This is a genomic window from Shewanella sp. (assembly GCF_047975355.1).
Lineage (GTDB): Bacteria > Pseudomonadota > Gammaproteobacteria > Enterobacterales > Shewanellaceae > Shewanella.
On sequence record NZ_JBKEDJ010000073.1, the window covers coordinates 1 to 11,214 of the forward strand.

Annotated in this window: 9 protein-coding genes and 1 pseudogene; 5 read left to right on the forward strand and 5 right to left on the reverse strand. The window is 48.7% G+C overall.

The window, feature by feature from the left end; all coding sequences use genetic code 11:
• Window positions 1-453, forward strand: a pseudogene (locus tag ACK5NH_RS17510) (metalloprotease); the annotation flags it as partial.
• 41 nt (window positions 454-494) lie between these two features.
• On the opposite strand, the gene ACK5NH_RS17515 reads toward ACK5NH_RS17510, so the two are convergent.
• Complete coding sequence (locus tag ACK5NH_RS17515; RefSeq protein ID WP_416922144.1) at window positions 495-2,303, reverse strand: protein kinase domain-containing protein; 1,809 nt, start codon at window positions 2,301-2,303, stop codon at window positions 495-497.
• A gap of 247 nt (window positions 2,304-2,550) precedes the next feature.
• On the opposite strand from ACK5NH_RS17515, the gene ACK5NH_RS17520 reads away from it, so the two are divergent.
• Both ACK5NH_RS17520 and ACK5NH_RS17525 read left to right on the forward strand, forming a co-directional pair.
• Window positions 2,551-2,889, forward strand: coding sequence for a hypothetical protein (locus tag ACK5NH_RS17520; RefSeq protein ID WP_011715774.1), 339 nt, complete (start codon window positions 2,551-2,553; stop codon window positions 2,887-2,889).
• A 107-nt stretch (window positions 2,890-2,996) separates the two neighbouring features.
• Window positions 2,997-3,653, forward strand: coding sequence for a thiopurine S-methyltransferase (locus ACK5NH_RS17525; RefSeq protein ID WP_416922145.1), 657 nt, complete (start codon window positions 2,997-2,999; stop codon window positions 3,651-3,653).
• Window positions 3,654-3,853: 200 nt separating this feature from the next.
• On the opposite strand, the gene ACK5NH_RS17530 is transcribed toward ACK5NH_RS17525, so the two are convergent.
• On the reverse strand, window positions 3,854-4,045 hold the full coding sequence (locus ACK5NH_RS17530) for a bacterioferritin-associated ferredoxin (RefSeq protein WP_416922146.1): 192 nt from the start codon (window positions 4,043-4,045) through the stop codon (window positions 3,854-3,856).
• Between the two features lie 248 nt (window positions 4,046-4,293).
• On the opposite strand from ACK5NH_RS17530, the gene ACK5NH_RS17535 reads away from it, so the two are divergent.
• Window positions 4,294-5,868 (forward strand): PAS domain-containing methyl-accepting chemotaxis protein, encoded by a 1,575-nt coding sequence (locus ACK5NH_RS17535; RefSeq protein WP_416922147.1) that lies wholly within the window; start codon window positions 4,294-4,296, stop codon window positions 5,866-5,868.
• 83 nt (window positions 5,869-5,951) lie between these two features.
• Here ACK5NH_RS17535 and ACK5NH_RS17540 read toward each other — a convergent pair whose 3' ends face one another.
• Window positions 5,952-6,884, reverse strand: coding sequence for a D-2-hydroxyacid dehydrogenase (locus ACK5NH_RS17540; protein ID WP_416922148.1), 933 nt, complete (start codon window positions 6,882-6,884; stop codon window positions 5,952-5,954).
• A gap of 90 nt (window positions 6,885-6,974) precedes the next feature.
• Between ACK5NH_RS17540 and ACK5NH_RS17545 the strand changes: the two genes are divergently transcribed.
• The gene (locus ACK5NH_RS17545) at window positions 6,975-7,310 is read left to right on the forward strand and encodes a DUF3392 domain-containing protein (protein WP_416922149.1); all 336 of its coding nucleotides are present in this window, start codon (window positions 6,975-6,977) and stop codon (window positions 7,308-7,310) included.
• A gap of 23 nt (window positions 7,311-7,333) precedes the next feature.
• On the opposite strand, the gene ACK5NH_RS17550 is transcribed toward ACK5NH_RS17545, so the two are convergent.
• Together ACK5NH_RS17550 and ACK5NH_RS17555 are read right to left on the reverse strand one after the other, a co-directional pair.
• A complete protein-coding gene (locus tag ACK5NH_RS17550) occupies window positions 7,334-8,056 on the reverse strand; it encodes a glycerophosphodiester phosphodiesterase (protein WP_416922150.1) in 723 nt (240 codons plus the stop codon).
• Window positions 8,057-8,071: 15 nt separating this feature from the next.
• Window positions 8,072-11,214 (reverse strand): mechanosensitive ion channel domain-containing protein (locus ACK5NH_RS17555; RefSeq protein WP_416922151.1); only part of this gene is annotated, 3,143 nt, incomplete at its 5' end.

The following is an 11,214-nucleotide window of genomic DNA, read 5'->3' on the forward strand; positions in this document are numbered from 1 at the left end:
AGCGATCCCCTCGGAATGGCTGAAGTGTTAGCGCGTCATACTGTGAGTCAGTTGTTGATGCCACAGCGCTTAAATCGCGTCAGCCAAGGGGCGATGGCGGATAATGAGCAGCTCTCGGTCGAAACTTTACTCAATAAGCTGTTTGCCGCGACGCTTTATCAAGAGGATAAACTCGCTCAGATTGAAGGTGTGTGGATGCGTGTGAATGCGGTGGTGATTGATGAACTCCTATCAAGCTACCATGATCCGCAAATTTCAGCAGAGGTGAAGGCGGCTATTTACGAGCGGGCCCAATTCGTGATGAAACAGCTTAAAGCCAAAGCCAATCGGGCGAATGCCAAGGTGGCCTCCCACTACACTTGGTTGCAACAGGGGTTGAGTGCAGGGCTGACTGATGCCAACAGCAAACTCATAACTAAACCCTTGAGATTGCCGCCGGGTTCACCTATCTAAGGTTTGGTTTTCAGCATCATAGGCGCTAACGAGGTGATTCGTTATGCGCCTATTTCTTTTGGGTTTCTAGGATAATAATGCTCGGCTTTACGTTCAATATGGGTAAAGCGGCGGGTATTTTTATAGGGCAGCTTCATAAAGCCCGATACTCCATGACCTTGAATTTTACCCACATAATGCAAAATGCGGTCGAGGCTGGCGCGAAACGCCGCCTGTTTACGCGGGTTGAGTAGTTTTAAGTAACTGTGGATCTTTAAGTGATTCGGCAGGGCCTCAAAAATGATGCAGCCCGTGTGGTGGATTTGGTTGATGCGAGCCAATTCCTCCATGATTTCACCCGGTAATTCGAGGTTCTCATCCGGATCCTTACCATCTTCAAAGTAAGAGTGCAGCCGCGATTTATCTTCGAGGGTCGGTACATCACCCACCTCGAAGGGCAGTTGGAGATCGGCGCTGGCGACAAAGGGTTCGCTGGTGTTTTCGCGCTCGATATGCAGCGTGTCCCTAGCGTTAAAGAAGCAGGCCTTAAACACCCCGATACGCTTAATTCCGCGCGCGAGCGTCACCATATTATTGACGGCGATGATGAGCGCACTCTTTTGTTTAGCATCGTAAATGGCGAGATTGGAGTCGATAAACACGCCGGTTTCTTGCCAATGGATGGCAAGGCCGCCCACTATAGGATATTGACCGAGGCGACCCACGGCGGCAATAAAGCCCTTTTCAGTATCACCCATACCGGCTAAGAAGTTGCGATAGTATTTTTCGAGCTGAATGTCATCCATCTTAACGATGGGATCCTGGGCGTTATGTGCCTTTAAAAAGGATTTGCGCGAGCTGTAACTGACGGTTTCGACATCTTTCTCGCGGGATTGCACCCAGACAGGGATTTCGCCCTGCAGTTCGGTTATGGGCAGCTCGGGTAAATGGATTCTATGGCTGTGGCGCATGCTTTTGAGAAAATAATCCCCCGCCAGATTGCGCTGCACGGCATCGCTACTGAGCATGCCCTCCAAGGTGCGAGCCAACTCCATAGGTAAGCCTATGCTGGTGGGCGGGATAACCTGCGCGCCGAAGCGACTCGCCTGTCCAGAGGCCAAGGCATACAAGGTCGCCGCCACGCCTTGCTCGTCGAAACGCGGGCTTGAGAGCGCGCCATTTAGCTGCTCTTCACCGATAAAATACACGTCTCCCATGCGGGCATTGGTGTGCTGCTGATCGCTCGACATCAATGTCATCACATTGTCTTCGACGGCTTTGTTATGTTCATCCCTTTGTGCAAATACGGCCGAGCCCCAGTCGATTAAGGATAAATGTTGGCTTTCAATATCATAGACAAGGTTTGAAGGTTTAATGTCGCCATGCACTAGGGGTTTACCCGTGCGCAGATAGTAGAGAATATCGGCCAATTGGCGGGCAATGTTCATTACCATGGCGGGGGGCAGGGCGCCTAAGCGGCGGCAAAGCTGCTCGAGATCTTCGCCCTTAGCGCGCTCCATCACTAAGATCCCTTGTTTACCAACCCGCTCAAATTTGATCGCCCCCGGAATGTTGGGGTGTTTGAGCAAGGACAGCATAAAGGCTTCTTCCTCTAAGCGGTCTTGAATATGCTGCGGCAGATTAATTCTCGAGAATTTAAATACGTGGGCTTCGTCGGCTTGATTAATTCCCGCAAACACAAAGCCGTAAGCGCCCTTACCGATAAACTCAATATCGCGATAACCCAACTTACTTAACTGTTGTTTACATAAACGGATCCACGCCTTGTGCTTACGGGCATCGTTGGCTTTGAGCAAGTAAATGGATTGCTCTTCGGAAATGTAAAAATGTTGTAGTTGGGGTGTTTGCAATGCGCGACTCCTTGTTTTGGTTATTTAAACAGTAAGCGAGGCAGATAAGCAAATCGGCGTTGGAGGCTGTGACTGGTGTTGCCCGCGATAAACTTGTGATTTTTAGGGCTTACCTATCCCATCATTTCGTCGCTGACTTTGATTTATATCAAGTTAAATCGTATGGAGTCTAGGTAATCTTAAGCACATTGGATGGGATACATTTTTGTTAAATTTCCCGTGGACAAAGTGGATGAAAGGAGGGCATATGCCCGCCCCAGATAAGGCTTTATTGATCGAGTTGTTAGAGTTTCCGCGTAAGCGAATTTTGCAGTCAATGGAAGTGACCCATTGTCCACATGCGGTATTTTTTAATGATCGCGATGAGCAGTGTCTCACTTGCCACCAGGGCATGGAATGTATTTGGATGAACCAGAACGATGAGCTGGTAGCCGTCGAGCAAAAATCCGTCGCCGAACTTAAGCAGCAGTTGCTGATTGCCGTCGACTTTATCGACTCTTCCTTAAGCCCGCACCATTTGTCGCGCCGCCAATGCCAGTGTGACAATTGCGTTTGGCTGCGCCGGGTACAAACGGCATTGGCTTAGTCATTAACTGTTTACATCTCTATGATTAACTTACGGTATCTTAGATTTTGCATCCACCCGTGAATGCCATTAGAGTAAGGATAACTTTAGTCATTTGAGATATACCTATGGAACCCGGTTTTTGGCATGAGAAGTGGCAGCAACAGCTGATTGGTTTTCACCAGCAAGATATCAATCCCTTTCTCGTAAAGTATTGGCATACCTTGGCATTGCCCGCCGAGGCGCAAGTCTTCGTTCCCCTGTGTGGCAAGTCTTTAGATATGTGCTTTTTAGCCGAGCAGGGCCATCAAGTGATTGGTTGTGAGTTAAATGAACTCGCAGTGCAGCAGTTTTTCGAAGATAACCAATTACCTATGCAGCAAAGTGCAGTGGGTGAGCATCAGCATTATCAAACTGAGCAGGTCAGTTTATACCAGGGAGATATCTTCACTTTGCCTCCATCTATTACGGCGCAGGTGAGTGGTTTTTATGATCGCGCCGCCTTGATTGCTTGGCCAGAGAGCATGCGGGCGCAATACGCCAAGCAATTAGCGCAGTTATTGCCCCTAGGCAGCGTAGGTTTATTAGTCACCCTAGATTATCCGCAGGAAGCCTTAAGTGGGCCGCCTTTTGCGGTGTCGCCAACTTGGGTGGAGACACACTTAAGTGACGATTTTGAAATCCAACTCTTGGATTGTCAGGATGTATTGGCCGACAACCCAAGGTTTATTAAGAAAGAAGTCCCATGGCTGAATGAAGCTGCGTATTTACTAAGACGCAAATAATCAAGTGCATCCCATTGAGCCCAAAGCATTTATGGTTTTGGGTTGAGTGGGATGTGTTATGAAGGGGTCATGTGTTTGCGGCAATATCAGTTTTCAAGCTTGATATTGTGCAGCAGACCCTAACGATGTGGATGCCTGCGAGAAAGAAAAGCAGTTGGAACAAAAGTATGTTTTACAGAAAAAGAGCTGGATGCTCTAAGTTAAGCGACTTCGTAGTAATTAGGTTCAATTTCCAGTTGGTTCTGGATGATTTGTACGGCCATTCTCGCGCACTTACCGCATTGATTGGCAACGCCTAAACGCTTTTTAACGTCAGCAAGGCTAGTATCGCCCTGACTTACGGCGTTTTTGATTTGCGTATCTGTGATGGCATGGCAGAGACAAACGTACATTTTTTCGACTCCAAAACGAATTGAGCTAATTCTAAATGAAAACGCTTATCAAATGCAATCCTGATGGTGTACTTGTTGTGCTGGTTTCCCGTTTTGTTACACATCGCACATTTTCTGGTCTATGCTCTGTGTTCTGGAGATGAGAAAAGGAACGATGATTTTAGCTGTAATGGGTCATTGGACGTGATCAAGGATGGATAACTCATGGATGACGGAATAATAAATTTATAATAGATCCAAGGGTTATCATGAGAAAGAATTTGCCAGTTACACAGCGGGAATACGACTATCCAGCGGATTGGATTTTGCTGTCTACAACGGACACCAAGAGCCATATCACCTACGCCAATCCATCATTTTGTACCGTAGCGGGATACGAGCTTGGTGCCATGTTGGGACAACCCCATAATATGGTGCGCCATCCCGATATGCCTCCCCAAGCATTTGAAGATCTTTGGAAAACCATTCGTAAAGGTGAGCCTTGGAAAGGCATAGTCAAAAACCGCTGCGCCAATGGTGACCATTATTGGGTCGATGCCTATGTGTCGCCGATTATGGTTAATGGGCAAGTGGCCGAATTTCAATCGGTACGCACTAAACCTAGCCGTGAACAGATAAAGCGAGCGGAAGTGGCCTACGCCGAATTGAATAAAAGCGGTCAGGTGAAGGCGCTAAAACGCACCCTAGAGATGCCGACTAAGTTGGCGCTGCTTGCCTTAGTCGCTTTATTGCCCATGTTGTATTTGGCGCTGCAGATTGGGGCGATGGGATTTGTGGCGCTTGCCATCAGTGCTCTAGCGCTTTTTATCGGTGGCAATCTGATTTTAGGGCGTTATCGGGCGCTAGTTGCTAAGGCGAAGAAAATCTACGACAACCCTTTGATGGCACATATCTACACGGGGCAATCCGATGATTTGGGTGCTATAGATCTTGCGCTGCAAATGCAAACCTCAGAGCTTAAATCTATGTTAGGTCGCGCCCGAGATTCCTGTGAGAAAGTGACTCAGCAGGCCAAGGTTTCAGCGGCGAAAGGCGAAGAAATTCAAGGGACAAGCCAGTCACAACTGGCCGAGATTGAACAAGTCGCGACAGCCATGCAGCAGATGACGGCGACCCTTGGGGATATGTCCTCTAACTGCGCCGATGCGGCGAGCGCTTCGCAGATGGCATCGCAGCAGACAATCAACGGCGATAAAACGGTTGTCAGTACCATTCAGTCGATTCAAGCCATGGCGCAGCAGTTGCAAGAAACTTCGCAGGTGATTACAGAGCTAGAAGGGCATAGCCGGGATATAGGTACAGTACTGGATGTGATCCAAGGCATTGCCGAGCAGACGAATTTATTGGCGCTAAATGCTGCGATTGAAGCGGCGCGGGCGGGTGAGCAAGGGCGAGGTTTTGCCGTAGTTGCTGATGAGGTTCGGGCGTTAGCGCAGCGCACCCATGATGCCACCAAAGAAATCCACACAATGATCAATCTGTTGCAGCAAGGCACCCACAAGGCTGTGCGCAGCATGCAAGAGGGCGTGGATGCCGCCGCCGAATGTATCACTACTGCGGATTTAGCGGGCGCTGCGTTGCGTACCATACGTGAGGCGATCACTACCATTACGGATATGACTCACCATATTGCCAGTGCGGTGGAGGAACAATCGAGCGTGGCGAATGAGATGAATCGCAGCGTAGTGAATGTGTCGCAATTTACCCATTCCAGCCATCAACTGGGTTGTGAAATGGTCAGTCTCAATGATGAAGTGATAGGCGAGATGGACTCCCATACTGTGCTGGTCGGGCAGTTTTTAAAGCGCAGCTTTAAGGTCTAGAGTGTTGTCGCTATAGCACGGAATCGAAAGGCAATCAGCGTGCTGATTGCCTTTTCTTTTTTCTGGCAGTAAGACGGCCGTGATTAATAGCCCTTAGTAAAATCTATCTGATTTTGTAGCGGTTCAGCTGCGATATAGCGACGATAGTTATCGCTAAAAATACGCACAATTTGCTCAGGATGACTCGGCGCCGAGATATGGGGCGTGATGATGGTGTTGGGTCTTTCCCAAATCGGATGACTCGCAGGGAGTGGCTCCTGCGTGAACACATCGAGAATGGCATGCTGTTCAGGACGCGCAATCAACTGGGTATTGAGGGCATCGAGATCGAGCACATCACCACGGCCCACATTCACTAAAATGGCATCGGCTTTGAGCGTGGCGAGCATGTCTGCATTTAACACCAAACGTGTCTCTGGGGTGCTGGGCAGTAAATTGGTTACCACATCGCTTTGGCTTAAGCATTGCCCGAGCTGCGAGAGCGGCTGGATCGTATCAAAGCCTTCGACCTCACGGCCGCTGCGGTTTATTCCAGTAACATGCATGCCGAAGTGCTTAGCTGTCTTGGCCACATGCTGGGCGATAGAACCTGTGCCTAAGAGTAATAATCGCATCCCTTGCAAGCTGCTGCGCGTAGCACTTTGCACTTGCCAAGATTTTTGCCTTTGCTGCGCTTGGTAAAACAGGTGTCCTCGCACGTGGGCAAGCAGATAACCAAACAAATACTCACTCATCAAGGGGCCGAAAATGCCTTTAATGTTAGTGAGTTGATAATCTTTTCTTGCTCTTGGGCCCATCAGGGCATCAATGCCTGCAAAACTGGATTGCAGCCATTTTAGCTGTTTGGCATGGGGTACCAGCGGCGCGGCAAGCTTAGGCTCGGCAAGCCAAATATTGGCCTGTGCAATATTCGCGGGATTATCATCGAGCAACTCAAGCCCTGGCAACTGCTGCGCCTCAATGAGCTGGCGATACTGTTCATTCGCCTTGGTCAGTAAGAGTAACTTGTGCCCCATGTATTCTCCCTTTATGCTTGGTTGTCGTTATTTTTCAATACGCTGCTGTAGTTGTTTTGATTTTGCAGCGTTATTTTAGGTTGAGTGATTATGTTTGATCAGTTAGTCGCCATTATTGGCCATTTAGGAAATATGCTTCGCCCTTGGTCCTTCGATATCGCCACGGCCATGGTCGTGTGTTTGATTTTAGTGTTTTCAGCCGATGTGAATCGTATCCTTAGGCGGCATTTACTTGGCCATTCGTTTATCCTGCGAACCTTGGTTTTTATTATTGTGAATGCCTTTGGCTATGGGCTGCTGATCGTTAAAGCTACGCCTTGGGTGGCAAGGCAAATCGTTGCCATGCCATCCCATTGGATGTTCTTACTGATACTCGCCATGTTTATTTTTATCGGCTACTGGGCGCAGCGAAATAGCCAAGCCTAAGCCGCTAAATCCACGCCATGGGGTTATTCGAAGTAGCCGCAATAATCCGTATTGGTGGGTTGTAACAGCGCCTGCATGGCACGGTCGGGGTAATTGCTAAAGATCCCATCGACACCCAGCTGCTTAAGCGCATGAATATCATCACAGTGATCCACTGTGTAAACATAGACCTTAGCACCCCTATGGTGAGCATCATCCACTAGGGCCTTGCTGATAAAACTCACGTCTAAATGCAGGGAATAGGCGGCTAACTCGCTCACCACCGCCGCACCATCGAGGGGAATACTGGCAAGTAAGGGCGCCACTAATGCCTGTGGCAGCGCCTGTTTGACTTGCTGTAAATAGGGATGATTGAAGGATGAGATCAGCAATTGCTCCGCGTTGAACCCCAGCTCAGAAATCGCCTTAGGATAAAGCTCGAGTAGCGGCGCTACCGTATTCACACCTTTTAGTTCGATGTTGATTGTGGCGCGGCCTGCAACCAGTTCGAGCACTTGCCAGAGCGCGGGAATCGGCTCACCTTTGACTGTGACCTTGCCCAAATACTCTTTGTTGACTAAATGGATGATACCTTGGCCCGAGCTCTTACTGTCGAGTCTGCGGTCGTGAAATACCACTAACTCCCCTTCGACATTATGCACATCCAGCTCAATGGCTGTGGCACCTAACTCTATGGCTTTGGCCATGGCGGCTAAGGTGTTTTCCGCCACATAACCACTGGCACCACGGTGAGCAAAAATAAGCATCTGATTTTCGTCCTATTAACTGCGGATTATGCCGACCTGATCGCGATTCTGGCCATTTTTAAGATGGATTTCCATTTGCGGATAGGCGAGTTCTAAGTTGTTTTCTTTGAGCTTACGAGTAATACGTTTATGCAGATCGTGGCGCAGTGGCCAACGTGCTGACATATCTTTTGCATAGGCGCGTACTTCATAATCTTGGGTATGTTTACCAAAGCCTGCAAACCAGACTTCTGGCTCTGGATTTGGCAGTGCATCCTCACATTCTTGCACCGCCTGATAAAGCGTAGCTTCCACTTTTGCGGGATCTGAATCGCGGGCAACCGACACATAAACAATGACACGAGTGATAGGATCCGACAGCGACCAGTTGATCAATTGCTCGGTAATAAAGGCCTTGTTGGGAATGATAATTTCTTTTCTGTCCCAGTCGATGATGGTGGTAGCGCGGATCTGGATTTTACTGACTGTTCCCGTTAAGTCGCGGATCGTTACCGTATCGCCAATACGCACTGGCTTCTCGAACAGAATAATCAGGCCAGAGATAAAGTTGGCAAAAATCTCCTGTAAACCAAAACCTAGACCCAGTGACAGCGCGGCAATCAACCATTGCAGCTTTGACCATTCCATCCCTAGATTCGAAAAGCCAATCAGCAGGCCTAAAAACACCACTAAATAACGGCTTACTGTGGTGATGGCAAAGCCTGTGCCCGGCGTCAGGTCTAGCCGCTGTAAGATCATCAGTTCGAGTAGACCGGGTAAATTGGTGGCTATCATCAGCGAGAAGCCAACGATGACTAAACCGAATAGCAGCGATTTCATGGTGATGGGCAATTGCTGCTCGACCCCATTAACGCTGGTATTCGTGGTCCAGAGGGTAATGCCATCCAAGAAGGAAAACAGTGCTGTATGGGTTTGCGTCCACAGGCCGATCAAGCTAGCTAAAAACGCGAGTAGCAATAAAGAGCGGACTAAGCCTAAGGATTGACTCGAAATAGTTTCGAGATCGACGACTGGCTCTTCATAAGTGTCGAGGCCATCGTTCGAGGCATGGTGTGTCTCGCCCTTTTCCCGTTGGGCTAACCGTTCAGCCCGCTTAGCCTTAGCGCGGTCGAAGGCAATCCGGCGTCGCTCGATGAGCATCCAACGTTTAATTAATTGATAAAGCAGTAAAAAGCTTAATCCCAATACGATAGAGAGCTGTAACTGCAACAGCATTTGGAATGCGGTGAAGTAGTAGCCCCTGAAGGCGAGCACAGCACTCAGCAGGGGTACAGAGATCAGCAATGCCCAGAGCATTTTTTGCAGCAGTCGTTTGTTTTTGCCATCCTTTTGAGTGTCGCTATTTTGGCGACTTAGCACCAAGATATCCTTGTATAACAAGAATAAAACTACGCAAAAACAGATAAATGCGCCGCGGCCAATACTGTTACGGATAAGTGAGGCGTCGAGGACTTCGGTAAATCCCATAATGCCGAGCAAAGGGCTGGCGACAAATACAAAGTGTTTGAGCCTGAGCTGGCCTGTCTGAATAAGTTTTGAGGGGCGTTTGAAGTGGCCGACCAAGACCCCATTGTCGAGGGCGAGGATAAAAATCAATCGATACAATAGGTAAACTAAACCTATCGCTAAAATCCCCATGCCGACGGCCTGCACAAAGTTACGATCGGATTGATAGAAAATCCATCCCGCTGCGACTATGGGCAGCGGTTTAATCAAGGCGTAACCTAGGCTCAAGACTAAGGATTTGAAGGTATAAATAAATTTATCCTGAGTCACATTACCCACGTAGGCAACGTAATGAGTGAGTAAGCGTTTGAACTTAGGCCGGATTAAATCTTGGATCACTAAGCAGAGCACTAACAGAATGATCCACCAAGACCAGTAGTCATTTTGCTCCTGCCAGGCTTTGCCCAATTGTCCCCACTGCGCCTCTTGGATAAGCCACAGGGCGCTGCGCTGCACGTCGGTGAGCCAGAGTTTGTTCATGCTCGCGGCGTTGGGGACCCAAAACAAATGCTCGTTGAGGGTGTTTTTTAAGGTCAGATGCTGCTGACTAAGTTGCTGATAATTGACTTTGAGTTTGCCGAGTTCACTCAAATATTGGTCATAACTCTGCATCAATTGCGTCAGCAGCGCCTGTTGCGAGCGCAGCAGTTTAATCTGTCCCTCGTTGTAGAGGTTGGTCTGCTCTAACTCTTGCTCGTTAAGTGCCTGTTGTTGCTCGAGGTGGTATCTATCGAGGCGAGCATCGGCGATCAGCGTTTGCAGCTTCTCATGGTTTGGCGGCTTAGGCAGAGATTGCAGCATCTGCAAAAAACGCTCGCCAAAGGCGGAGTTCATTTTCACCCAAGTGATTTGCTCTTGGATATTCGCCAGCTGTTTGGCTTGGGATTGATATTGCAGTTCGGCCTGCTCTTGCTGTTCAACCACATTGTTGATTTGCAAGGTTAAGGTTTGGAGTTTTTGGCCGTAGATTTGGTTAGTGTCGGCAATATTGCGGGTCACAGGATCCACGACCTTGGCGGTATCCACTAAATTCTTCGCCAGGGTTGCATCGGTTTGTTGTTGACGCTGTTTATTCATCGCCTTATTGATGGTTTCAATAAAGGCTTCCTGTTGGCTCAATTGCTGGCGAACCAACTGTAACTGCAACTGGGTGAGTTCGATGCGCTTTTGGCTGCTGGCCAGCTCGGCCTCGTTAGTGGCGAGGCTTTGCTCGAAGAAAATCCGCTGCGTTTGCTGTAGTTCGCCCGTTGGCGTATCCAGTGGGGCCAAGTCGGTTTTCTTATTTTGCAGCACATTCTGCCTGGCGTTGGCGATGACGGAGGGCAGCTGATTGTGGCGTTGCAACAGTTCGCTGACTTGATTGCCTAGAGCCGTTTCGCTCTCTTTTAATTCCGACAGTCGTAAATAAGCCATCGAGGCTTGCTGGTTGAGATCTGTGGCTTTATCCAGCTTTAAAGGCTTAGCGGACTCTTTTAAGCCGTGGTCGATGACCTTTTTGTTTTCTTCAAAATCGAGCTGCGCCTGCTGAAAACTGCTCGCATTCGCTGCCAATCTATCAATGTTGTTTTTAAGCTCAACAATTTGATCGTCAATGCTAATATTTTGTTGCTGATTTTGGTTGTTTAGGCCAAGGCGCTTGTCCAATTGCAGTG

Excerpts from the sequence above, each read along its gene's own strand:
- ACK5NH_RS17520 (WP_011715774.1), top strand. The coding sequence starts at position 2,551 with ATGCCCGCCCCAGATAAGGCTTTATTGATCGAGTTGTTAGAGTTTCCG.
- ACK5NH_RS17525 (WP_416922145.1), top strand. The coding sequence starts at position 2,997 with ATGGAACCCGGTTTTTGGCATGAGAAGTGGCAGCAACAGCTGATTGGT.
- ACK5NH_RS17530 (WP_416922146.1), bottom strand. The coding sequence starts at position 4,045 with ATGTACGTTTGTCTCTGCCATGCCATCACAGATACGCAAATCAAAAAC.
- ACK5NH_RS17535 (WP_416922147.1), top strand. The coding sequence starts at position 4,294 with ATGAGAAAGAATTTGCCAGTTACACAGCGGGAATACGACTATCCAGCG.
- ACK5NH_RS17540 (WP_416922148.1), bottom strand. The coding sequence starts at position 6,884 with ATGGGGCACAAGTTACTCTTACTGACCAAGGCGAATGAACAGTATCGC.
- ACK5NH_RS17545 (WP_416922149.1), top strand. The coding sequence starts at position 6,975 with ATGTTTGATCAGTTAGTCGCCATTATTGGCCATTTAGGAAATATGCTT.
- ACK5NH_RS17550 (WP_416922150.1), bottom strand. The coding sequence starts at position 8,056 with ATGCTTATTTTTGCTCACCGTGGTGCCAGTGGTTATGTGGCGGAAAAC.